The 23,260-nt window shown below is 30.0% G+C and carries 22 protein-coding genes and 1 tRNA gene; 22 read left to right on the top strand and 1 reads right to left on the bottom strand.

What is annotated here, in order from left to right; translation table 11 throughout:
- The first annotated feature begins 5 nt into the window (after positions 1-5).
- From ACYQ1U_RS03910 to ACYQ1U_RS03845, 14 genes are all read left to right on the top strand, one after another.
- Positions 6-1,172, top strand: coding sequence for a TolC family protein (locus ACYQ1U_RS03910; RefSeq protein WP_459884538.1), 1,167 nt, complete (start codon positions 6-8; stop codon positions 1,170-1,172).
- 130 nt (positions 1,173-1,302) lie between these two features.
- Positions 1,303-4,782, top strand: coding sequence for a complex I subunit 5 family protein (locus ACYQ1U_RS03905; protein ID WP_459884536.1), 3,480 nt, complete (start codon positions 1,303-1,305; stop codon positions 4,780-4,782).
- Positions 4,772-5,731 (top strand): respiratory chain complex I subunit 1 family protein, encoded by a 960-nt coding sequence (locus ACYQ1U_RS03900; protein ID WP_459884534.1) that lies wholly within the window; start codon positions 4,772-4,774, stop codon positions 5,729-5,731. Before ACYQ1U_RS03905 ends, ACYQ1U_RS03900 begins: the two co-directional genes overlap by 11 nt.
- Entirely contained in the window at positions 5,728-6,156 is a 429-nt protein-coding gene (locus ACYQ1U_RS03895; protein ID WP_459884532.1) for an NADH-quinone oxidoreductase subunit B family protein, read from the top strand. Before ACYQ1U_RS03900 ends, ACYQ1U_RS03895 begins: the two co-directional genes overlap by 4 nt.
- Complete coding sequence (locus ACYQ1U_RS03890; protein ID WP_459884530.1) at positions 6,153-6,656, top strand: 4Fe-4S binding protein; 504 nt, start codon at positions 6,153-6,155, stop codon at positions 6,654-6,656. Before ACYQ1U_RS03895 ends, ACYQ1U_RS03890 begins: the two co-directional genes overlap by 4 nt.
- Complete coding sequence (locus ACYQ1U_RS03885; RefSeq protein ID WP_459884528.1) at positions 6,653-7,171, top strand: NADH-quinone oxidoreductase subunit C; 519 nt, start codon at positions 6,653-6,655, stop codon at positions 7,169-7,171. The genes ACYQ1U_RS03890 and ACYQ1U_RS03885 overlap by 4 nt, the downstream gene beginning before the upstream one ends.
- A complete protein-coding gene (locus ACYQ1U_RS03880) occupies positions 7,161-8,240 on the top strand; it encodes a hydrogenase large subunit (RefSeq protein WP_459884526.1) in 1,080 nt (359 codons plus the stop codon). Before ACYQ1U_RS03885 ends, ACYQ1U_RS03880 begins: the two co-directional genes overlap by 11 nt.
- Before the next feature lie 59 nt (positions 8,241-8,299).
- Positions 8,300-8,824 carry a 4Fe-4S dicluster domain-containing protein gene (locus ACYQ1U_RS03875; RefSeq protein WP_459884524.1) on the top strand — a complete coding sequence of 175 codons (525 nt, stop codon included), beginning with the start codon at positions 8,300-8,302 and terminating at the stop codon, positions 8,822-8,824.
- Entirely contained in the window at positions 8,817-9,152 is a 336-nt protein-coding gene (gene hypA, locus ACYQ1U_RS03870; RefSeq protein ID WP_459884522.1) for a hydrogenase maturation nickel metallochaperone HypA, read from the top strand. The genes ACYQ1U_RS03875 and hypA overlap by 8 nt, the downstream gene beginning before the upstream one ends.
- Before the next feature lie 3 nt (positions 9,153-9,155).
- A complete protein-coding gene (locus tag ACYQ1U_RS03865; RefSeq protein ID WP_459884520.1) occupies positions 9,156-10,574 on the top strand; it encodes an FAD-dependent oxidoreductase in 1,419 nt (472 codons plus the stop codon).
- 1 nt (position 10,575) lies between these two features.
- Positions 10,576-12,282, top strand: coding sequence for an FAD-dependent oxidoreductase (locus tag ACYQ1U_RS03860; protein WP_459884518.1), 1,707 nt, complete (start codon positions 10,576-10,578; stop codon positions 12,280-12,282).
- Positions 12,283-12,339: 57 nt separating this feature from the next.
- The gene (locus tag ACYQ1U_RS03855) at positions 12,340-13,308 is read left to right on the top strand and encodes a succinate dehydrogenase/fumarate reductase iron-sulfur subunit (protein ID WP_459884516.1); all 969 of its coding nucleotides are present in this window, start codon (positions 12,340-12,342) and stop codon (positions 13,306-13,308) included.
- A gap of 1 nt (position 13,309) precedes the next feature.
- Positions 13,310-14,173, top strand: a complete 864-nt coding sequence (locus ACYQ1U_RS03850; protein ID WP_459884513.1) for a CoB--CoM heterodisulfide reductase iron-sulfur subunit B family protein — start codon at positions 13,310-13,312, stop codon at positions 14,171-14,173.
- A gap of 128 nt (positions 14,174-14,301) precedes the next feature.
- The gene (locus tag ACYQ1U_RS03845; protein WP_459884511.1) at positions 14,302-16,008 is read left to right on the top strand and encodes an FAD-dependent oxidoreductase; all 1,707 of its coding nucleotides are present in this window, start codon (positions 14,302-14,304) and stop codon (positions 16,006-16,008) included.
- Positions 16,009-16,075: 67 nt separating this feature from the next.
- Here ACYQ1U_RS03845 and ACYQ1U_RS03840 read toward each other — a convergent pair.
- Positions 16,076-16,152 (bottom strand) — tRNA-Arg (locus tag ACYQ1U_RS03840).
- 57 nt (positions 16,153-16,209) lie between these two features.
- Here ACYQ1U_RS03840 and ACYQ1U_RS03835 point away from each other — a divergent pair.
- The 8 genes from ACYQ1U_RS03835 (at position 16,210) to ACYQ1U_RS03800 (ending at position 23,066) form a co-directional block, all read left to right on the top strand.
- Complete coding sequence (locus ACYQ1U_RS03835) at positions 16,210-17,169, top strand: succinate dehydrogenase/fumarate reductase iron-sulfur subunit (protein WP_459884508.1); 960 nt, start codon at positions 16,210-16,212, stop codon at positions 17,167-17,169.
- Positions 17,169-17,999 carry a CoB--CoM heterodisulfide reductase iron-sulfur subunit B family protein gene (locus ACYQ1U_RS03830; RefSeq protein ID WP_459884506.1) on the top strand — a complete coding sequence of 277 codons (831 nt, stop codon included), beginning with the start codon at positions 17,169-17,171 and terminating at the stop codon, positions 17,997-17,999. Before ACYQ1U_RS03835 ends, ACYQ1U_RS03830 begins: the two co-directional genes overlap by 1 nt.
- Positions 18,000-18,053: 54 nt before the next feature.
- On the top strand, positions 18,054-18,614 hold the full coding sequence (locus tag ACYQ1U_RS03825; RefSeq protein ID WP_459884504.1) for an RIO1 family regulatory kinase/ATPase domain-containing protein: 561 nt from the start codon (positions 18,054-18,056) through the stop codon (positions 18,612-18,614).
- A complete protein-coding gene (locus ACYQ1U_RS03820) occupies positions 18,589-19,302 on the top strand; it encodes a succinate dehydrogenase/fumarate reductase iron-sulfur subunit (protein WP_459884502.1) in 714 nt (237 codons plus the stop codon). Before ACYQ1U_RS03825 ends, ACYQ1U_RS03820 begins: the two co-directional genes overlap by 26 nt.
- Before the next feature lie 9 nt (positions 19,303-19,311).
- Positions 19,312-19,824: a PAS domain-containing protein gene (locus tag ACYQ1U_RS03815; RefSeq protein ID WP_459884500.1), complete on the top strand. Its 513-nt coding sequence runs from the start codon at positions 19,312-19,314 to the stop codon at positions 19,822-19,824.
- A gap of 18 nt (positions 19,825-19,842) precedes the next feature.
- Entirely contained in the window at positions 19,843-20,676 is an 834-nt protein-coding gene (locus tag ACYQ1U_RS03810) for a thiamine-phosphate kinase (protein WP_459884498.1), read from the top strand.
- A gap of 385 nt (positions 20,677-21,061) precedes the next feature.
- Positions 21,062-22,117, top strand: a complete 1,056-nt coding sequence (locus tag ACYQ1U_RS03805; RefSeq protein ID WP_459884497.1) for a tRNA pseudouridine(13) synthase TruD — start codon at positions 21,062-21,064, stop codon at positions 22,115-22,117.
- Positions 22,118-22,169: 52 nt separating this feature from the next.
- On the top strand, positions 22,170-23,066 hold the full coding sequence (locus ACYQ1U_RS03800; protein WP_459884495.1) for a cation diffusion facilitator family transporter: 897 nt from the start codon (positions 22,170-22,172) through the stop codon (positions 23,064-23,066).
- The last annotated feature ends 194 nt before the right edge of the window (positions 23,067-23,260 follow it).

The following is a 23,260-nucleotide window of genomic DNA, read 5'->3' as shown; positions in this document are numbered from 1 at the left end:
AAAAAATGAGGAAAATTTTATTTTTTATTCCTTTTTTTGTTTATGCTGGAATTTTAAGTGAAATAAAACAAAAAGAGATAGATTTTGATAGATTAAAAACTATTAAAGATTCACAAGAGACAAAGAAAAGTTGGATAAATCCAATAATTTTTCAATATTCTTACCAAAAAGATAATACTTTAGGTTATCAAACTACTACAAATCTTTTTAGTATAAGTATAAATCAACCAATTTTTAAAAGTGGAGCAATTTATTATTCAATTAAATATGCAAATCTCTCTAAGAAATATAATTTAGACCAGGTTGAACTTCAAAAAAGAGCCTTAATAAAAAAGGCTTTAGACTTAGTTTATGATTATAAAATTTCAAAGCTAAATGAAAAAATCGTAAAATTAAAAATAAAAAATGCAAAAATTGATGTCAAAAGAAAAAAAGAGGCTTTTTTAAGTGGTAGTGGAGATTCTAGTTTACTTGATAATGCAATTTTAGGTCTTAATAGTTTAAAATTATCTTTAGAAGATATAAGAACTAACATTAATCAAATTAAATATTCTTTTGCAAATTTATCTGATTTAAATATAGATAATGTTAAATTGCCTCATTTTAAACTTATTTCAAAAGATAAGTTTTTAAATGAGAATATTGAGTTAAACTCTCAAAAGATATATAAAAAGATAAAAAATTATCTTTATAAAATGCAAGTAGGAAATCAATTGTTAACAGTATCTTTTAATGGAAGTTATAATTATAAAGAAACTGAAAACAAAAAAATAGACAAACAAAACTATTATATAGTTGGGATTAGTGCTAGTGTGCCTCTTGATGTTAATGCTAAAACAAAAATTGAAAAAACAAAAATCGACTATTTAAAATCGCAAGTTTTGCTTCAAGATAAAATAAAAGAGCTCGTAAATAATTATAAAATGACGATAGAAAAAATTAATTCATTAAAAAATAAACTTAAAATATATGACGAAAATGTTAAAATTTATAATAGCTTAATAAATTCTACTCAAGAATCAATAAAAGCAGGTACATCAACACTTTTAGATTTAGAAGTGCTTCAAAACTCTAAAATGCAAGCAGTTTTAAATAAAAGGATAGTTGAACTTCAAATTCAAAAGACACTTCTAGAATTATACTATAAACTCAATAATTTTTATAAAAAATAGACTTTTTTTCTCTTTTTGTGTGTAAAAAATAAACACTTCAGCTTTGAACTTCAGTTTTTCTCTCTTTTTTCTTAATTTTCATTTAATAAAGTTTTAAAATTTGAATGATTATTCATTTAAAGGAGAAATAGTGGAGAGTATTGTTTTTTTATTATTAACAATACTTGGATTTAAAATTTTTGCAATTCTAAAAATTGAAAATGTTAAAACTTCTTTTTTAATTGCAAGTGTTGCAGAAATTTTATATCTTGGTATTGGATTTTTAGGTTCATATGCACTAAGTGCTAGTATATTACATTTGGAATATCAAGTTGTATTTAGGGTACTAGCGATACTTATTTTGTTTGAATATTTTAGACATTATGGTGAAAAATTAGATAACTTAAAGGGAGTAGGATTTAATTTAAGTGGTGTTATTTTTGGATTTGCTATTTTTGGAAGTTTAGGAGTTTCGTTAATTACTTCAAAACAGCTTATATTAAATGCTTTATCTTCAGAAGGTTTATGGAATTTTGGTTATTTAATTGTTCTAATAAGTTTATTTCAAGCATATTATCTTATTACTTTATTTGAAAATATTGTCTTCAAAAAAGGAAGTTATAAAAAGATTAAATTTAATAACACTTTGTCAATAGCTATATTTACATTAGCTGGTATTGGTGTTTTTATTTTACCACAGCTTTATTTAATTATACCGGGACTTTTTAGCAATATTGATACTTATCATTTGAGTTTGGGATTTGATATAAATGGTATAAGAGGGATTTTTGCTTTAATTTTTGCATTTATTTCATTTATCGTGTTTGTGTATTCGTTTGATTATATTAAAAAATATAAAAAATTTTATTATTTAGCACTCTTTGTTTTGGGAGTAGCATTAATAGAACTTACTTTAAGTGATAAATTTGAGAGTTTTTATCTTTTTTGGGAACTTATGACAATTTCTTCTTATTTACTAATTATGCATAATAGAAGTGATGAATCTATAAAAGCTGCTAAAATCTATTTTTTGATGTGTATAGGTGGTGCATATTTACTTCAACTAGCTTTTTCAAGCTTTTATATTCAAGGAATAGATGAATTTTCTAAAATTACATCAATTTCATTAGATATTGCAATTATTCTATTTTTAGGATTTGGTGTAAAGGCTGGTATTGTACCTCTTCATAAATGGTTACCTCTTGCTCATCCAGCAGCACCTAGTAGTATTTCTGCACCTCTTTCAGGTATTTTAACAAAAGCTGGAGTTTTTGGAATTATTGTAGTAATTTATTTTATAGGATTTTATAATAAAACATTTTCATATTTACTTGTTGTAATAGGACTTTTAACACTTTTTTATGGTGAGATTAAAACTCTTTATGAGAAAGATATAAAAAGATTTTTTGCTTACTCTACTATTGGTCAAATTGGTGAAATTGTAACTATTTTAGGAGTTATGAATTCTCTTGCACTAACAGGTGCTTTGTATCATATAATAAATCATGCTGTTGTAAAAGACCTTTTATTTTTAAGTGCTGGTATTTTAATTTTGAGTGCTGGAAGTAGAAACCTTGATGACTTAAAAGGAATAGGAAAAAAACTTCCTTTGATAGCTTTTCCTTTAGGAGTGGGAATTTTTGCAATTGGTGCATTTCCTCCATTTGGTAACTTTAACTCAAAATTTTTGATGATTTATGCTGCGATTCAAAGTAATAACTTTTTAGTAGGATTTGGGCTTATTATTGGTTCAATTATTGGATTTATAGCAATGCTTAGAGTATTTAAAATTATTTTTTTGCTAAATCCTAAGAAAGAGTTTGTAAAAGTTGGGGGAATTAAACTATTTGTAGTTTATGTTCTTAGCTTTGTTTCTTTTCTTTTAGGAATTTTTGGAAAGAATGTAATTGATTTTATTGCTCTATCTGTTAATTCAACTTTAAATATTAATTCAGTAGCTCCTGAGTTTATTTTACAAACTCCAATTAGCATAGTTATTTTAGTAATAGGTGCAATATTTGTATACTTTTGTGGTAAAAATAGTAAAAATACTGGCATTTTAGCTGCTTCGTTTTCATTTTTGGCGTTTTTATTTGTATTAAATCAGCATTTCTCTCTTAATACATTTTTTGCGTCACTTGTATTATTTATGGCAATTCTAAACTTTATATATGCTGCAAAATATATGGACCATTCTCACAAACCATATAGATTCTTTACTAATTTTATGATTATGATAATAGGAATTATTGGAGTTAGTTTAAGTGATAATATTTATTCTATGTTTTTTTATTGGGAAATTATGGGGGGATGGGCATTATATATTGCCCTTGTTCATGAAGAAGATAGCTATTCAATTCGTGAAGGTAGTAAATATTTGATATATAATTTTGCTGGTGCTGGAATTTTGATGATAGGCCTTAGTGTTATTATGAAATATGGGTTTACATTTGAGGTATTGAAAACTATACCTTTAACAAATATAGTAGTGTTTGGAATTGTATTGCTTACTATTGGTTTCTTAGCAAAAGCTGCACAACTTCCTATAAGAATTGATTATCAAATGCACCCAAAACCAGCACCAACTCCAATTAGTGGATATATCTCAGCAGTTATGTTAAAAACAGGTCCTTTAATGCTAGTTACATTATTTTATTTAATTGCAGCAGGTATTAGTTTGAACAAAATATTAGCAATTGAAATAATATCGCATTTTGCAGCTGTAATAGGAGTTATTACAATTATAATGGGTGCTGCATTTGGATTGCTTACTAATTCTATGAAAAGACTTCTGATTTTCTTAACAGTTTCAGAAATCGGTTATATTATTGCAAGTATCTCGCTTGTAACATCTCAAGGTTTAGCAGGAGGTATATTACATTTAATTAATCATATGTTTTTTAAAGACTTGCTTTTCTTAAGTGCAGGGGCTATTTTTTATAAAACTGGCATTGACTCGCTTGATAAACTTGGTGGAATTGCTAGAAAAATGCCAATAACATTTGGAGTTTTTATGATTGCTGTATTTTCAACAGCAGGTGTACCTATGTTTAGCGGATTTGTTTCAAAATGGATGATATATCATGCACTTATAGCTAAAGGTTATGTATTTTTGGCAATTCTTACTCTTCTTGGAAGCGTGATGATATTACTAGTATTTGTTAAATTTATGCATAGTGCTTATTTTGGAAAAATGGATAAAAGTTTTGAAAAACTTGAGAAAGTTGATCTATTTATGTCAATACCAATGATTATTTTGGCAATTTTAAATATTATTTTAGGAATCTTCCCATATCTAGTACTTAAACCTATTAATTTAATTCTTGAAAGTTTTGGTTTCTCAGAAATTTATATAACTCTTACATCTGTTAGTATGGGTGGAGATACTTTAAATTTAGTTACCTTGGCATTTTATTTGTTACTTGCTTTAGGAGTTGGGTATTTAATGTTTTTATACAATAAAAAAACAAGAAAAACTCATATTTTCCTATCAGGTGTAAGAGATTTAAGTGAAAAAGAACTTCACATAAAATCTAATAATTTCTACGAAAGTGTAACTGAACTCATAAATAAAATAATCCAAATTATAAAAATGGTGTTTGGATTAAAAGGAGGATACATTGAGAGATAATTTAATTCATTTTTTTATTTTTCCTGGAGGAATATTTGCACTTTCTCTTGGTGTTTTAATGCTCTCACTTGAACGAATTATTGTTGCAAGGCTTCAAGGAAGAATAGGACCTCCTATCTATCAAAATTTTATAGACATTATAAAGCTTTTTAATAAAGAGATATTAATTCCTAAAGATGCAAAGACAAGTGTTTTTAAATATGCGTCTATTATTGGCTTTGCAGGAATGCTTGTTATGTTGTATTTTATCCCAATTCCAGGAGTTTATGAAGGTAGCAAGGTTAATAGTGATTTGATTTTATTAATTTATGTAATGGCCCTTCCAGCAATCGCTCATATATTAGGTGGAGGAGCATCAAGTTCGCCATATGCAGCAATAGCTGTGAATAGAGAGTTAAAGCTAATGCTTGTATATGAAACGGTATTTATGATTATTGCTTTTAGTATTGCATTATATGTTGGAAAAGGCGAAGCTGTTTTTTCACTAGAAAAAATTATGAATTATCAATTAGAAAATGGTAGTTTTTTATTTGATTGGAAATTTTGGCCAGCAGTTTTAGCTTTTATTATTTTTGTGTTATCAACTCTTGAGCTTCCTCCTTTCCAAGTAGCACATCATAATGACACTGATGTAATGGATGGATTTTTGATAGAACATGGTTCGATTCCTCTAGCTATTTATGAGATGACTGATGCTCTTAAAATTATACTTTTGAGTATTGTATTTCAAATATTCTTTTTCCCTGTAATAATTGTAGATGATATAGTGATTAATGTAGTATGGTTTATTGCAAAGACTATTGTTTTTGTTATGTTTTTTTCACTTCTTCATGCAATACTTCCAAGCTTTAGGATAGACCAGGCATTTAAATTTTTATTAATTGTCCCAACAACTTTAGCGTTAATAACTTTAGTTCTAGTGATTTTATCTCTTAAAGGAATAATATGAGTATTATTACAAAAAGCCCATTTTTATTCAGAATAAACACTGGTAGTTGTAATGGGTGCGATGTTGAACTTGCAACAACAGCTATGATTCCAAGATATGATATTGAAAGACTTGGATGTAGATACACTGGAAGTCCAAAACATGCTGATATTTTATTGGTAACTGGTCCAATTACAGCAAGAAGTAAACCATATTTGTTAGAAGTACTAGACGAACTTCCAAAACCTTTTGTAGTAATAGCGGTAGGTACTTGTCCTACCAGTTGTGGGATATTTAGAGATTCATATGCGATTGAAGGTCCTCTTGATAAATACATAAAAGTTGATGTAAATGTGCCAGGATGTCCACCAAGACCTCAAGCAATAATTGATGGAGTGGCGAAAGCTCTTGAAATTTGGAAAAGCAAAATAAGGAATGGTAAATGAGTGGTTTTTTAAAAATAGCAATAAGAAATTTATTAAAAGGACCTACTACTGACCCATATCCTTTTGGAAAAACTTTCGTACCTGATAAATTAAGAGGAAAATTAAAAGTTGATGCTGCTATCTGTACTGCTTGTGCTACTTGTGAGGAAGTATGTCCTTCAGGTGCGATTCATATAACAAAAAATGAAAATGTTTATGTACATACAACTTGGTATAACACATGTTGTTTTTGTGGGAATTGTGAATTTTTTTGTCCTACTGGTGCTATAAAACTTACAAATGACTTTCATACAGCAAATACAGAACAAGAAAAATATAAATTTATTACAGTAGCTATAATTAGTGAAAAAGAGTGTAAGAGATGTTTTAAAAAGTTTGTTCCGGCAACTAAGCCTCTTATAGAAAAATCATATCCTTGTATTAGTGATGATATTAATGAATTATTAGAGTTTTGCCCAGAGTGTAGGAGAAAATTAGCTTTTGAAAGGTTATATAAATGAAAGAGACTTTAAAAAGAAAAATAGTGATTGAGATAAAGAAGTTAAATGAAAATATTGAGTTAAAAGAGGACACTGATCAATTTGGGAATTTTCAATTATGGTTGAAATTATTTAATAGAAAAGACATATTACACATTGCTCAGCTTGTAAAAGATTTTGGAGGCAGATGTGTCATTATAACTGCTTATAACAATAAAAAATCTGGCAATAATGTTTTAGTTTATCATTTAGATATTGATGGAATTTTATTGAATGTTGAAGTTGAATTAACTGACAATACTATTGATTCTATTACTCCTATTTTGAAATCTGCTGATTGGGCTGAGAGAGAGTTTAAAGAATTGTATGGAATTAACTTAATTGATCATCCAAATCCTAAGAGACTTTTTTTAGATGAGAGTATAGATGAGGGTGTATTAAAAGATTACATTCCATTATCTCAGGCTATGAACGGTGCAGCTACTTGTACGCTTTGGGAAAAAATAGAAAGTGAAAAGGAAAATCATGAGCACTAGAATTCCAATAGGTCCGTTTCATATAGGACTTGAAGAACCAGTATATTTTAAAGTTGATATTAAAGGTGAGACTGTTGTAAATGTAGATATGATTAATGGTTTTGTGCATAGAGGTATTGAAGCACTAACAATGCAAAAAAATTTTTTTCAAAATTTAATTTTGACTGAAAGAGTGTGTTCTCTTTGTTCTAATAACCATCCATTTACTTATGTAATGGCAGTTGAAAAAATTGCAGGAATTGAAGTTAGTAAACGCGCAAACTATCTAAGAGTAATAGCTGATGAGGTAAAAAGAATAGCATCTCATATGTTTAACCTTTCAATGTTAGCTCATCTTATAGGATTTCATTCATTAATGACACAAACAATGGAAGCTAGAGAGATTATGCAAGATATAAAAGAGTCAATCTGGGGTAATAGGATGGATATGAGTGCTAACACTCTAAGTGGGGTTAAGTATGACCTTGATGAACCTCAGATTGAATATATTCTAAAACGTCTAGAAGAATTGGAACCTCAAGTTGATGAGTTAATGGATATATACTTTAATAATAGGATAGTAAAACTAAGAACAATAGGAGTTGGGATTTTACCAAAAGAAGAAGCTTTAGACCTTGGAGTTACAGGTCCCACTGCTAGAGGTAGTGGAGTTATGAATGATGTCAGAATTAAAGCTCCTTATGCGGCTTATGATGAATTAAAACCTAAAATCATATTAGAGGAGGGTGGTGATGTATATGCAAGAATGAAAGTTAGATGGAGAGAAGTAAAAGATTCTATTAGACTTGTTAGAGTTGCAGTCAATACTTTACCAGAAGGTCCGGTTGTAATTCAAAAGAGACCTCATATACCCGCAGGAGTTGCAGTAATAAGAACTGAAGCTCCTAGAGGCGAGTTAATTTATTACTTAAAAACAAATGGAACTCAAAAGCCTGAGAGAATGAGATGGAGAGTTCCTACTTATATGAATTGGGAAGCGTTAAAGGTGATGATTCCGGGTAATAAGTTGAGTGATGTTGCTTTAATCTTTAATAGTATAGATCCATGTATTTCGTGTACTGAGAGATAGTATGAGTATTCAGGTTACCAAGTTTCAAGTAATAAAAAAGTGATAAAAAAGGAGAGTAAATGGCTAATAAGTTTATATTTGCAGATGCGAAAAAGTGTATAGGATGTTTAAATTGTGAGCTAGCTTGTGCAGCTAGTTTTTTAGGAATATCTTTAGATGAAGCCTATGAAAGGGGACTTAATGGAGAAGAACTAATTCATAGAAATGAAGTAATTAAAATGGCAAATCTTACTGCACCAATGCAATGTATGCAGTGTGAAGATGCACCATGTGTTAAGGCTTGTCCAATTGATATTATTAAACATGAAGATAACCATATAAAAATTTATGAAGATGATTGTATTGGATGTAGAAGTTGTGCAATAGTTTGTCCATTTGGTGCGATTGTTATGGCAGAGCGCAGTGAGCACAATCAAAATGTAACAAATTTAGTAGCAATTAAGTGTGATTTATGTGGTGGAGTAGAAGGAAAACAGGCTTGTGTTGAAATATGTCCTACTGATGCAATTGAACTTATTGATTATGATGAGTATAAGATAAGAAAACAACAAGTTGCATTTGAAAGATTAAATCCATATGCATGAGTTATCAATAGTTCAGTCTATGATGAAAATAATTGATAAATATGCAAGAGGCAGAGAAGTAGAAAAAGTTGTTGTAAAAATAGGAAAAATGAGTGGAGTTGAGCCGCATTTTTTAAAGGAAAGTTTTGATGTTTTTAAAGAAAATACAATATGTGAAAATGCTAGTTTAGAAATAATAGAAACAGATATAAAAGTTAAATGTGAAGATTGTAATCAAATTATGAAAATAGATAGTTTTAATTTTAAATGTCCAAATTGTAACTCTAATAAGACAAGAATAATTTCCGGAGAAGAGATGCATATAGAATACATTGAGGTAAAGGAGTAGTTAATGAAAAAAAAATTTAGAGAAATTCCAAGACAAATCCAAAGAAAAAGAGATGTAAGTGAGAGAATACAAGATTTTGAACCAGTATATATTGAATTTAATAACGAAGAAGCAATTAATCAAGCTTTAAGATGTATAACTTGTCCAATTGACGTTTTTGAAAAGCAAGATGAATTTAAGTTTTGTAAGACAGGTTGTCCTCTACACAATAATATTCCTCAATGGATAAAAGCAGTAAAAGAAGGAGATATAAAAAAGGCATTTGAATTATCAAATGAGACTTCACCTTTTCCTGAAATTATGGGAAGAGTGTGTCCTCATGATAACTTATGTCAAGGAAGTTGTACTATTGAGAAAACTGAACATGGTAGTGTTTCGATTGGAGCTATTGAAGTATATATTAGTGAAGAAGGTTTTAAGCAAGGTTTAAAACCATATTATGGTGAAGATAAAAAAAGAAAAAAAAGAGTTGCAGTTATAGGTAGTGGACCTGCTGGTATGAGTTGCGCTACGTTTTTATTAAGAGGTGGTGCGAATGTTGAAATATTTGAAAAGTCAGATAGACCAGGTGGACTTTTAACTTATGGTATTCCAAACTTTAAACTTCATAAAGATGTAGTATTAAGAAGATTTAAATGGATGGAAGAAGCTGGTGCTAAAATTCATTTAAATAAACCAATTTTAACTGAAGAAGAGTTTGAAAAAATAGTTAATGAATTTGATGCGGTATTTATAGGGGTTGGTGCTCCTAGCGGTAGAGGAGCTAGAATGGAAAATGAAGATGCAAATGGTGTATATCACGTTATGGATGTATTAACACATGCACAAAAAAGAGTATTTAAAGATTTTGATGATTGCATACTTGAGGGTAAAAAAGTTGTAGTACTTGGGGGTGGTGATAGTGCTATGGATGCTGTTAGAACTTCTATTAGAAGTGGTGCTAAGGAAGTTTATTGTGTATATAGAAGAGATGAAGCAAATATGCCAGGAAGTAAAAAAGAGGTAGTTAATGCTAAAGAAGAGGGTGTGAAATTTATGTTTTATACTGCACCAAAAGCTGTAAAAGTTGATGAAAATAAAAATGTTGTAGGAATTGTTTGTCAAAAAACAGAACTTGGTGCACCTGATAGTAGTGGTAGAAGAAGAGTACAAGTTGTTGAAGGAAGTGATTTTGAAATTGATTGTGATGTGATTATTCTTGCACTTGGATTTGATAATGTAGCTTTTCCTTGGTATGAAAGGGCAGATATAAAAACTGATAAATGGGGATGTCCGATAGTAAATGAAAAATATCAAACATCAAATTCAAAAGTTTTTGCTGGAGGGGATGCTATTAGAGGAGCGGATTTAGTTGTTACTGCTGCAAGAGATGGTAGAGATGCTGCTTTTGCAATACTTGAATATTTAGGATTAAAGGATTAATATGGTATCTGTATATAAAAGTGATGTTGTAATAGTTGGAGCAGGACTTGCTGGTCTTGCTGCTGCTAGAGAATTAGTAAAGAGTGGAAAAAGTGTAACAGTTCTTACAAAACTTCATCCTCTTCGTTCTCATTCAGGAGCAGCTCAAGGTGGAGTTAATGCAGCACTAGCAGATGATGACGATGTAGAACTTCATAAATTCGATACTATTAAAGGAAGCGATTATCTAGCGGATCAAGATGCAGTTGAACTTATGTGTGAAAAAGCTCCTGAAACAATTAGATGGATTGAAAGAATGGGGGCAGTATTTAGTAGAAGGGAAGATGGACGTATTGCTCAAAGACCTTTTGGAGGACAAAGCAGACCTAGGGCTTGTTTTGCAAAAGATAGAACAGGTCTTACTTTACTTCAGACAATTTATGAGCAATGTATTAGAGAAAATGTTTTAATGCTTGATGAATGGTATGTTGCAGATGTATTATATGATGGAAATAAAGCTTATGGTGTGGTAGCATATAATTTAAAAGATTTAACTCCTGCAGTATTTAATGCAAAAGCTGTAATGTTTGCTACAGGTGGATATGCAAGAGCATTTAAAATAAATTCAAATGCTCACGCAAATACTGGTGATGGACTATCAATCCTAGCAAGACGTGGCATTCCACTTGAAGATATGGAATTTGTGCAATTCCACCCAACTGGACTTGCTGGAAGTGGTATTTTAATGAGTGAAGCTGCAAGAGGTGAAGGTGGTAGGCTTTTTAACGGGTTAGGTGAAAGATTTATGGAAAAATATGCACCTGAGAAAATGGAATTAGCACCTCGTGATGTTGTAAGTCGTGCTATTATGAAAGAGATAATTGAAGGGAGAGGAACAAAAGAAGACCCATTTGCTGTTTATCTTGATTTGACACATTTAGGAGAAAAGAAAATAAATGAAAGACTTCCAGAATTAAGAGACCTAGCACTCACATTTTTAGGTAGAGATATGGTAAAAGAACCAATCTTAATCTCAGCTACTGCTCACTATTCAATGGGAGGAATTCCAGTAGATATCGATGGACACGTTAGAAAAAATCCAAATGAGTTAACAGAAGGACTTTATGCAGCAGGTGAGTGTGCTTGTGTTAGTGTGCATGGTGCTAATAGGCTTGGGGCAAATTCACTTCTTGAAGCTTTATTTTTTGGTAGATGGGTAGGAAATACAATATTAAAAGACCTTGATAGTTTAACTTTAAAGGAAGCTACTTCAAAAGATGCTGAAGTAATGCTTAGTGAAGTAAATACTCTTTTAAATTCTAATGGAGAAGAAAAAGTATCCCAAATTAGAAGTGAACTTCAAGAGACTATGAGTACAAAAGTTGGAGTGTTTAGAGAAGAAAAGACTATGCTTGAAGCAAAAGAAAAACTACTAGAATTAAGAGATAGATTTAAAAATATAAAACTTGATGATAAATCAAAAATGTACAATACTGACTTACAAGAAGCAATAGAACTTGGTCATATGCTTGATTATTCATTGTTTATTGTAGAAGGGGCTATTAATAGAAAAGAATCACGTGGAGCGCATTATAGAGAAGATTATCCACAAAGAGACGATAAAAACTTTTTAAAACATACATTTGGGTATTTAAAAGATAATGGTGTTGAGATCGAGTATGCACCAGTAAAAATTACTAAGTTTGAGCCTCAAGAGCGTAAATATTAAGCTACAAAGTTCCAGGTAGCTAATAAGTAAAAAAGATAAATAATAAAAGGATATGGAATGTTAGTAACTTTTAAGGTTTATAGATACAATCCTGAAGTAGATGATAAACCTCATTATGAAAAGTATGAGTTAGAACTTAAAGATGATGGAGTAATTCTCGATGCACTTAATAAAATCAAATGGGAAATTGATGGAAGTTTAAGTTATAGAAGAAGCTGTAGGCACGGAATTTGTGGAAGTTGTGCCGTAAAGCTTAATGGTAAAAATGTGTTGGCTTGTAAAACTCCTATTAAAGAAGCAGTTGAGATGTTTGGAAATGAGCTTGTAATTGAACCACTTAGTAAAAATAAAAATAAAGTAGTCAAAGATTTAGTAGTAGATAAAAAAGATTTTTGGGATAAACATGACAAGGTAAAACCATATTTAATAGCTGAGATTGATGAACATCCTGAAAGTGAAAATTTAATAAAACCAGAGCTTGTAGAGATATTAGAAGAGGCTGATTATTGTATTGCTTGTGGATGTTGTTTTTATGCTTGTGGGAGTATAAGTGTAAATAAAGACTTTTTAGGGCCTCAAGCACTTGCTAAAACATATAGATTTACATCAGATGTAAGGGATGATGCTAAAAAAGAGAGATTAGAACTTGTAAATGAGTTAGGTAGTGGTATTTGGGATTGTGTAAAATGTCAGGCATGTATAGAAGTATGTCCTAAAGGGGTTGATCCATTTATTAAGATTACTCATTTACATAATCAAGCTTTTGAAGAAGGGGTGGCAAAAAGAAATGTAGCTACAAAACACGCTGAAGGTTTTGTTCATTCTATTAAAAAACATGGAATTCTTGATGAGGGGATGCTTGTTTTATATAGTGAAAGTGTGAAAGTTGTTCGTCATTTGCCAGAAGCTATAGCAATGTTTAGAAAAGGAAAAATTAAACTTCCATGGCAAATGCCAAAAAGTGAAAAATTAGGAGAAATTCAAAAACTAATAGAAATTTCCCAAACTCATGAGCTAAAGGATTAATATGAAATATGCACTATATACAGGTTGTACGGCTAAAGAGTCAACTCCAGAACTTTTAAAATCAACTTTAGCTATTGCAGAAGTTCTTGGAATTGAAATTGAAATTTTAAATGAAGCTAGTTGTTGTGGAGCGAGTCATTTGCAAGATTTTGATGAGTTTTTATCGTTAGTCTTAAACGCTAGAAATATTTGTTTAGCTGAAAAAAGAGGTTTAAAGCTTGTAACGTTGTGTAATACTTGTCAGCTTATGCTTGAAAACACTAAAAATAGATTAGATAGTGATAAAAAATTAAAAGAAAGAGTAAATGAAAAATTAAAAGAAGTTGGATATGAGTATAATGGTAATGTAAAAATTCAACACTTTTTATATGCAATTCTTGAAGATATTGGTCTTGAAGAGATTGCAAAGCGTGTAAAAAAGCCTCTTAACTTAAAAGTAGCACCATTTTATGGATGTCACATAATAAGACCTACAAAAACTAAAAATGGAAGCAATTTAAATGAAAATCCTTATAAACCAAATGCAATTGAGAGTTTAGTTAAAGTGTTAATGGGAGAACCTATTGATTATGAAAGTAAAATAAAATGTTGTGGGTTTCATGTAGATTTACAAAATACACCTGTTAGTGAAAAGTTAACTGCAAATGTACTTATTGATGCAAGTGAAAATGGAGCTGAATTAATGGTAACACCATGTCCACTTTGTCATCTAAATTTAGATGTAAAACAAAAAGCAGCATCAAAAGTTGTAAATAGAGAATTCAATATGCCTGTACTTCATTTACCACAACTTATTGGGCTTGCATTTGGCATAACACCTGATAAACTTGGACTAAATCATCATGTAACTAAAGTTAAGATTTAGCTTCTTTTCTTTCTTTTTTGTAACTGCTTGTAACATAAATAATCATTTTAGGTATAAGAAAATATTAAAATTCTCCTTTAATATAAGTTTTTGTTATAATGTTTTTAATATTTAATTAAAGGAGAGATATGAAAGTTGATGTTTTAATTGTAGGTGCTGGTGGTGCTGGAATGTATGCAGCTCTTAGTGCAGTAAAGGAAAATAAAGATCTAAATATTGCAGTTTTATCAAAAGTTTATCCAACTCGCTCTCATACAGGTGCTGCTCAGGGTGGTATTAATGCAGCTTTGGCAAATGTAGATCCTACTGATAATGAAGAACTCCATACATTTGATACTATAAAAGGAAGTGACTATTTAGCAGATCAAGAAGCAGTCAAGTATATGTGTTATGAAGCTCCAAAGATTATTAGAGCAATGGAGCATATGGGTGTTCCATTTAGTAGATTAAATAATGGAAAAATTGCTCAACGTCCATTTGGTGGTGCTAGTCGTGATAGAACTTGTTATAGTGCTGATAAAATGGGGCATGTAATGCTTCATACATTATATGAACAATGTATAAAAGAAGGGATAAAATTTTTAAATGAATGGTTTATGTTAAATATAATTCATAATGGTAAAAGAGCAGTTGGAGTTACTGCTATAAATATTGCCACAGGAGATATAGAGCTTATAAAAACAAAAGCAATTATTCTTGCAACTGGTGGACATAGTAGAATTTATTGGGGATATACTTCAAATGCGTTAGGTTGTACAGGAGATGGAACAGCAGCAGCTCTTAGAGCAGGACTACCTCTTAAAGATATGGAATTTTTACAATTTCACCCAACGGGACTTAGAAAATCAGCAATTTTAGTTAGTGAGGCTGCAAGAGGAGAAGGAGGACACCTTATAAATTCTAAAGGTGAAAGATTTATGAGTAAATATGCACCAGAAAAGATGGAATTAGGCCCTAGAGATTTAGTAAGTAGAAGTATTATGACTGAAATTAGAGAGGGTAGAGGATTTAGGGATGAAGAAGGAAGAGAATACGTTCATTTAGACTTAACTCATCTTGGAGCTGAAAAAATTAAAGAAAGACTACCTCAAATTAGAGAACTTGCAATTGACTTTGAAGGGATTGACCCAATTAAAGAGCCAATTCCAATTAAACCAACAGCTCACTATGCAATGGGTGGAATTCACACAAATGTAAAATGTGAAACACCAATTGAAGGTATTTATGCAGCTGGTGAAGCTCAGTGTGTAAGCGTTCATGGGGCAAATAGACTAGGAGGAAATAGCTTACTTGATATTGTGGTATTTGGAAATGTTGCAGGAAAAGTTGCAGTTAGATATGCAGAGTCTACTGATTTTGCAGAAGGTGGAGAGAGTAAGTTAAATGATGATATTAAATTTATTACTGAACTTATGAGTAGAGAGTCTAAAGAGACTTTAGGTGATATGAGAAACGAACTCGGTGAGATTATGTTTAAACATTTTGGAGTATTTAAAAATGAAAAAGATATGCAAGAGGGCTATGCTAAGCTTAAAGATTTAATAAATAGAGCTCATAAAAATCTTGGAGTTGAAGATAAATCTAAAGTATTCAATTTAGACCTTCAAGCAACACTTGAATTTTTCAATTTACTTGAAATTGCAGATGTGTTAGCTTTTGCTTCGCTTCAAAGAAAAGAAAGTCGTGGTAGTTTTTATAGAGATGACTATCCAAAAAGAGATGATAAAAACTATCTATACCATTCAATGATTACTAAGAATATTGATGGAAGCTTTAATTATGAGCGAGGTGAAGTTGATATAAGTCTATATGAACCAGCAGAACGCAAATACTAATTGAAAATTGAAAATGGACAATGGAAAATTAATTTTACATTTTTCATTTTACATTGTCCATTTAAAGTGGTCTCCCGGGTGGGATTTGAACCCACGACCTTCGGATTAGGAATCCGACGCTCTATCCAACTGAGCTACCGGGAGATATGAAATTATAACAAAATAATCATAGCTTAAAATTAAGTTGCAAAAGGATTGAGAATGAATAAAATAAAATATATTGCAAAAGTAAAAAGATATAATCCTAAAACAAATGAAAGTTACTTTCAAGATTTTGAAGTAGAGGTTGAAGATAGTTTAACAGTTCTTGAGCTTTTAATGTATATTAAAGATAAAATTGATGCAAGTTTAACATTTAGAGCTTTTTGTAGAAGTGCAATTTGTGGTAGTTGTGCTATGATTATTAATGGAAGAGCTGGACTTGCTTGTAAAATTCAAGCTAAAGATAAAGTTAAAAATGGTGTAATAAGAATTGAACCACTTAATAATTTACCTATTGTAAAAGATTTAGTAGTGGACCAAGAGCCAGCCTTTAATAAATTAAAGAGTATTAAACCATATCTTGTACCAGATCCAAAAGTAGTACCTGAGAATAATAAAGTTGAATCACTAGTTTTACCAGAAGAGTTTGAAAGATATGATAAGCAGACTGATTGTATTTTATGTATGGCGTGTTATGGTCAGTGTAATGCACTTGAGGGTGATGAGAAGTATATAGGTCCTTTTCAGCTAACAAAAGCATTTAGATTTATTATGGATACAAGAGATGGGGTAGATATAAAGACAAGAATTAAACTTACTGAAAATCATGGAATTTGGGAGTGTGTGCAGTGTCAAATGTGTCTTGCTGCATGTCCTAAAGGAATTAGACCAGCTGAAGATATACTTGAACTTCGTCGTATAGCAAAAGATACAGGAGAAGAAAACATTGCAACAAGACGTGCACAATTCTGGTTTGAAACTGTTTATGCAACTGGACAAATTGATAAATGGCATTTACCTGAAGTGGCTTTTGCAGATGAGAGAGGAAAAGCTGCTACTAAAAAACTAGAAGAAGAGTTTAGAAGCAGAGGTATGAAAGAAGATGAGTTTGGTCCTAAACCTTTTGCTGATATTAAAAAATTCCAAAACTTTATTAAAAAACTTGAAAAGGAACTGTAATGAAAAGAATAGGAATTTATCCTGGATGTTGTTTTCAAGGTGCTGATATTCACAATTATGATATAACAACTGATTTTTTAAATAAAATGGAAGTTGAAGGAATTTTGCTTGATAGAGCTGCTTGTTGTGGTGGTGGGGTTATTGATGAGACTAATAAAAATTTAGTATATGGTCTTAATGCAAGAAATATTGCTTTAGCAGAAGAAAAGGGAGTGGATTTATATACACCTTGTAATACATGCTATATGATTATTGCAAAAACAAAACTAGTCCTTGATAGCGATGAAGAACTAAAAGCAAAAGTAAATAAAATTTTAGCCGAAGAGGGACTTGAGTATAAAGGAGAGGCTAAAATTTATCATACTTTAAATTTAATCAGAGATTTTATTGGAATAGATAAATATAAAAGTAAAATAAAAAGAAAATTTAGAGGTTTAAAAGTTGCTCCATATTATGGATGTCATGTGCTTGCACCTAATGAAGTGGCAGTGGATGATCCTGAAAACCCTAGTGTTTTAAATGAAATACTTGAACCACTTGGAGTTGAAATTATAGAAGGTTATAAAAATGAAAATACTTGTTGTGGATATCATGCAAGATTTACTGATCCAGATCAAAAAGAACGTCTTGCAGTAAAGCCACTTGATGGAGCAAAAGAAGCAGGAGCGGATATTGTTGCAACACCATGTCCATTGTGCCATAAAGCAATGGATGGATATGAAGAACCAATTTTACAAGTAACTCAGCTTATAAATGTTGCTTGTGGTAGTGAGCCTAAAGATGCATTTTGGGACTTAAATAAAACAGAAATAAAAATTAGCTTTTCTTAGTCTTTTTTTTCTTTTGTTATTAGTGGTATAATTAATCGATAAAAAAGGTAATGTGTGAGGTATGATGTTATTTGTAAAATAGGAGAGGGCAATAGGGGAGAGGTATACAAAGCTAAACTTGAGGATGGGAGAGTTGTAGCGATTAAATGGGCAAAATCTTATGAAATTGATAAAGAGTGGAAAATTTTAAATTATCTTAATGGAAAATATGCACCAAAGCCAATTTTTAGAGGAAATAGATATCTTGTAATGGAACTAATTGTTGGAAAGCCTTTAAAAGAGTTAATTGGAGATATTAAATATTATGAACTTTTAAAAGAGGCTTTTTGTGGAGCTTATTATTTCGATAAAGTAGGAATTTTTCATAAACAGCTTGGTAGATATTATCATATTTTTAGAACTGAAAATGGAGTTAAATTTATAGATTTTGAAAGGGCTGTTTTTAGTAAAAAACCTAGAAATTTTTTACAACTTATTGGATATTACTTGCAAAGAGATGAAAAATTTGATAAAAAAGACATTGAAAGTCTTGTTTTAAAATATAAAAAAAATCCAAATGATGGACTAAATTTTGTAAGGGAATTGCTAGATGAAATTATTAATAAAAAGATTTGATGGGGAAAAAGCTTGGTTTGATGAGTTTAGTATAAATTTCAAAGAAGATGAAACAATATTAGAACTTCTTGATAGAGTAAATAAACAAAAAAGAGACATAGCTTATAAAAGTTTTTGTAGAAGCTCAATTTGTGGGACTTGTGCTGTAAAAGTTAATGATAAAACTGTTCTTGCCTGCAAAAGTAAAGTCAAGGATTTAATACAAAATGATGAAATAATTATAGAACCTGTAGATAGAAGTAAGGTAATTAGAGATTTAGTAGTAGATCATAGTTATATTGAAGAAATGATTAAGAAAAATAAATTATGGTTTGTTGATGAAATAGATACTTCAAAAGAAAATCTTCAAAAACCGGAAGATTTTAAAAAATATGACAAGCAGACTGATTGTATTATGTGCATGGCTTGTTACTTTGAGTGTGAAGCGTTGGATTTTAAGAAAGATTTTGCTGGTCCTTTTGTTTTTACTAAATATTTTAGATTTGTTTTTGATGATAGAGATAAGAGCGAAAAACAAGAAAGAATAGAAAATGCTAAAGCTAATGGACTTTATGATTGTATTAATTGTCAAAAGTGTATAATGGTGTGTCCAAAAGGAATAGCAAGTGCTTTTGACATTAAAGCTCTTCAAACAAAAGATGAGAATCCGCCACTTCAAGATTTCGGATTTGAAACGAACTTTTTTTAAGGATTTACAATGGCAATAAAACCAAATGTAACTCCTATTGATATTGAAGTAACTTTTCAAGAAGAAGGACTTGATGCAAGAGCTTTAATTACAAGAACAGATAAAAAAGGTATTATTACTTTTGCTTCTCGTGCATATCGTAATATGACAAAATATTCAAAAGATGAATTAATTGGAAAATCACATAATATTGTTAGACATCCGATGATGCCAGAAGCGGCTTTCAAGCAGATGTGGGATACTATTTTAGCAGGGCAGCATTGGGAAGGATTAGTTAAAAATTTGAGAAAAGATGGTAAATATTATTGGGTTGTAGTTCAAATAGATCCTATAAATGAAGCAGGTGAAATAGTTTATGATAGACCTGATGAGATTTCAGGTTTTGTAGCTGTTAGACGTGAACCAACCAGAGATGAAATAGCTCAAGCAGATTTACTTTATAGAAATATGAGAAAAGCAGAGCTTTTAGAAAAAGATAATCTAAAACCTTGGGAAGAAGAAGTTTTAAAACAATTATCTTAATTTATCTTAAGGAATTTAATGAAAGAACCATTTTTTATTAAACAGTTTCAAAATAAATATATAGGTGATGATGGAGCTGTTTTAAAGTTTCAAGTTTCAAGTTCCAGGTTTCAGGTTATAGTTAGTGATTCTTTTTTTGAAGATGTTCATTTTAAAAGAGAGTGGATGAGTTTAAGAGAAATTTCTATAAAAGCTAGTTTAGTGAATTTAAGTGATATGATTGTAATGAATGCAAAACCAAAATATGCTATTTTAAATGTAGCTTTTCCTAAAAGTTTAACTTTAAAAGAAATTAAAGAGTTAGCTAGCGGATTTAAAGAAACTGCTAAAAAATATAACTATGAAATAATAGGCGGTGATACAATAGAAAATGAAAAAATTGCAATTTCAGTGACTCATATTGGTGTTACTAAAAAAGCAGTGACTAGAAAAGCAAAATGTAATGAATATGTTGCTTTTACAGGAAACCTTGGAAGTGTTGGAAGGGATTTAAAGATTTTACTTAAAGGTGGTAAAGTTAGTAAAAGCTCTAAATTTATAAAACCAGTGTTGAGGGATAAATTTTTTTATAAGGCTTCAAAATATATAACATCAGCTTGTGATATAAGTGATGGTCTTTATAAAGAGTTAGAGAGAATTTCAAAAATTTCACATATTGATTATGATTTTTTTGTTAAGTTTCCTAAAAGGATAGGATGTAGTGGAGAAGAGTATGAAATTCTTTTTACTTTTCCTAAAAAGAATCTAAAAATAATCCAGAATATTGCTAAAATTACAAGAACACCTATTATTGTTTTTGCTATCACTAAAAGAGGTAAATTTAGAAATTTATGTAAAGAAAATCATTTTTAAAGGTTGATTTGTATATTGATGTATTAGTTAATTGGTTATTTGTAGGCACTGACTAAATAATACCAATTGACAATGGAAAATGGACAATGGAAAATGATGAAAAGTATTGAAATAATGGCAGTTTTAAACATTTTTAAAGTAACTAACTAATTGAGAATTGGTATAAGTTCAACAAGAGGTGCAAATTTTTTCCGTTTTGCAAAAGCTAAAAAGCATTAACTCGCTTCGCTCAAACAGAATGCTTTTTTTAACGCTTTTGCTTCACTCAAATTTGCAATTGTTTCACTTTGTTTAGTCAGTGCCTATTTGTATATTTGTGTACTGGTGTCAATATAGTTGATATAATTACAAATAACCAATAACTAATATACCAAAAAGGAAAAGAATGATATATTCGCATGCACCAATTAATTTTCATTTTAATAAAAATTCAGAAAACTTTGTAGTAGAAGAGATACCTCTTTATCCTTTTGCTCATACTGGTGAGTGGCTTATGCTTAAAGTTAGAAAAAAAGGACTTACAACTCCTGAAATGATTAATAAAATTTCCTCAAAAACTGGTATTAAGGCTAGAGATATTGGATATGCTGGACTTAAAGACAAAGTTGGTATGACAATTCAATGGATTAGTGTTCCTCGCAAATTTAGAGATAAAATTAATAAATTTGAAGATAAACAGATAAAAATATTAGAACAAGATTTGCATAGAAATAAGCTAAAAATAGGTCATTTAAAAGGAAATAAGTTTTTTGTTAGATTTAAAAAAGTATTGCCAGTAGATGCTAAAAAAATAGATAGTGTAATTAAAGATATTAAAAAATATGGTATTCCAAATTTTTTTGGGTATCAAAGATTTGGAAAATTTGGAAACAACTTCGAAGATGGAAAAGCAATAATTGAAGGGGAAAAGTTTGTAAAAAATAAGAAACTTGAAAAGCTTTTAATTAATGCATATCAATCAAAACTTTTTAATGATTGGCTTAAGGAGAGAATAAATTTAAGTAATATTTTTGATTTAAGTGAAAAAGAACTTTTAATGGCAGGATTTGAAAAGGAGTTAATTAAATTTGTTAAGAATCAAAAACATCCTTTTAAACTTCTTCCAGGGGATGTTTTAACTCATTATCCTAAAGGAAAATTTTTTTATTTAGAAAATTTAGAAGATACTGAAAGATTTCATAAAAAAGATATAAGCGTAACAGGACTTTTAGCTGGAAAAAGAGTAATGAGGGCAAAAGATAAAGCAAGGGAAATTGAAGAAAAATATGATGAATTGATACCAGCTGGAGGAGATAGAAGACTTGCTTGGATTTTCCCTGAAATAGTTGACAAAAAATATCTAAAAGACTATGCTCAGTATGAGTTAGCTTTTATTTTACCAAAAGGAAGTTACGCAACAGTTTTGATTGATATTTTAAAAGAGGGTATAAGAGCCTTTTAACTTGATATATTTTTAAAAAATGAATAATATTTTAATCAAAAAAAGGGAATTTATGAGTTTACCTAGACTTGCAACAACCGTTGCTACACTTACGGCTCTTGTATTAGCTATTGCAAAGGTAATAGTAGGATTTATGAGTGGAAGTGTAGCTGTAGTAGCTAGTGCATTAGATTCTATTTTAGATATGTTTATTTCTATTTTTAATAATATAGCAGTTAGAATATCAGAGAGTAAGCCTAGTTTAAAGTTTAACTATGGAAAAGGTAAGATTGAAGGGATAGCTGCTTTATTTGAGGGGCTTTTTATTATTTCTAGTGGTATTTTTATTATTTATGAAGGTATTAGAAAAATAATCTACCATGAAACAATTAAAGAGATAGATATTTCGATTTATGTGATGCTTTTTTCAATTTTTGCTACAGGAGGTCTTGTAGCTTTTTTACTATATATAGCAAAAAAAACTGATAATCTAATAGTAAAATCAGACCTTTTACATTATAAAACTGACTTGCTGACAAATGGGGCTGTTTTAATTTCACTTTTGATAATAAAATTTACAGGATTTTATTTTTTAGATTTTATATTATCAATTTTAATTGGTGGTTATATTATAAAAGAGGCAAGTGAGATAGTAAAAGATGGACTTGAAATTCTTCTTGATGTATCACTTGATTTTGAAACAGTTGAAAAAATTAAAGAAATTATAAAAAAAGAGCCACTTGTTCTTGATTTTCATTGTTTAAGGACTAGAAAAGCAGGAAATAGAAATTTTGTTGATGTTCATTTAGTATTAACGCCTGATATGAAGTTAAAATTAGCGCATACAATTATTGAAAATGTAGAGGAAAAAATAAGAGAGCTTGATCCAAATAAAAAATGGGTAATAAATATTCACGCTGACCCATATGATGATTCACACATTAATAAACTTTTAGAAGAATGCGAATAATGTTATTGTAAAGGAGGTTGTATAATTTTTAGAGGTGTTAGAAGTATTATAGGTATTAGAGGTATTAGAGGTTTTAGATGTAATAGAGGTATTAGAGGTTTTAGAAAATAACCTCTACTAACCTTTAATAACCCCTACAACTTCTACTAACCTCTACTATAACTTGGAACTGTGGTACTTGGCAACTCCACTAT

It is taken from the genome of Caminibacter profundus, assembly GCF_054657155.1.
Note: the sequence above shows the minus strand (reverse complement) of the source record. Positions and strands in the feature narration are given on the sequence as shown.

Coding starts and splice junctions, on each gene's coding strand:
- ACYQ1U_RS03835 (WP_459884508.1), top strand. CDS start 16,210: ATGAATAAAATAAAATATATTGCAAAAGTAAAAAGATATAATCCTAAA.
- ACYQ1U_RS03875 (WP_459884524.1), top strand. CDS start 8,300: ATGGCTAATAAGTTTATATTTGCAGATGCGAAAAAGTGTATAGGATGT.
- ACYQ1U_RS03855 (WP_459884516.1), top strand. CDS start 12,340: ATGTTAGTAACTTTTAAGGTTTATAGATACAATCCTGAAGTAGATGAT.
- ACYQ1U_RS03820 (WP_459884502.1), top strand. CDS start 18,589: ATGAAATTATTAATAAAAAGATTTGATGGGGAAAAAGCTTGGTTTGAT.
- ACYQ1U_RS03895 (WP_459884532.1), top strand. CDS start 5,728: ATGAGTATTATTACAAAAAGCCCATTTTTATTCAGAATAAACACTGGT.
- ACYQ1U_RS03865 (WP_459884520.1), top strand. CDS start 9,156: ATGAAAAAAAAATTTAGAGAAATTCCAAGACAAATCCAAAGAAAAAGA.
- ACYQ1U_RS03800 (WP_459884495.1), top strand. CDS start 22,170: ATGAGTTTACCTAGACTTGCAACAACCGTTGCTACACTTACGGCTCTT.
- ACYQ1U_RS03910 (WP_459884538.1), top strand. CDS start 6: ATGAGGAAAATTTTATTTTTTATTCCTTTTTTTGTTTATGCTGGAATT.
- ACYQ1U_RS03860 (WP_459884518.1), top strand. CDS start 10,576: ATGGTATCTGTATATAAAAGTGATGTTGTAATAGTTGGAGCAGGACTT.
- ACYQ1U_RS03890 (WP_459884530.1), top strand. CDS start 6,153: ATGAGTGGTTTTTTAAAAATAGCAATAAGAAATTTATTAAAAGGACCT.
- ACYQ1U_RS03845 (WP_459884511.1), top strand. CDS start 14,302: ATGAAAGTTGATGTTTTAATTGTAGGTGCTGGTGGTGCTGGAATGTAT.
- ACYQ1U_RS03885 (WP_459884528.1), top strand. CDS start 6,653: ATGAAAGAGACTTTAAAAAGAAAAATAGTGATTGAGATAAAGAAGTTA.
- ACYQ1U_RS03850 (WP_459884513.1), top strand. CDS start 13,310: ATGAAATATGCACTATATACAGGTTGTACGGCTAAAGAGTCAACTCCA.
- ACYQ1U_RS03810 (WP_459884498.1), top strand. CDS start 19,843: ATGAAAGAACCATTTTTTATTAAACAGTTTCAAAATAAATATATAGGT.
- ACYQ1U_RS03830 (WP_459884506.1), top strand. CDS start 17,169: ATGAAAAGAATAGGAATTTATCCTGGATGTTGTTTTCAAGGTGCTGAT.
- ACYQ1U_RS03880 (WP_459884526.1), top strand. CDS start 7,161: ATGAGCACTAGAATTCCAATAGGTCCGTTTCATATAGGACTTGAAGAA.
- hypA (WP_459884522.1), top strand. CDS start 8,817: ATGCATGAGTTATCAATAGTTCAGTCTATGATGAAAATAATTGATAAA.
- ACYQ1U_RS03805 (WP_459884497.1), top strand. CDS start 21,062: ATGATATATTCGCATGCACCAATTAATTTTCATTTTAATAAAAATTCA.
- ACYQ1U_RS03815 (WP_459884500.1), top strand. CDS start 19,312: ATGGCAATAAAACCAAATGTAACTCCTATTGATATTGAAGTAACTTTT.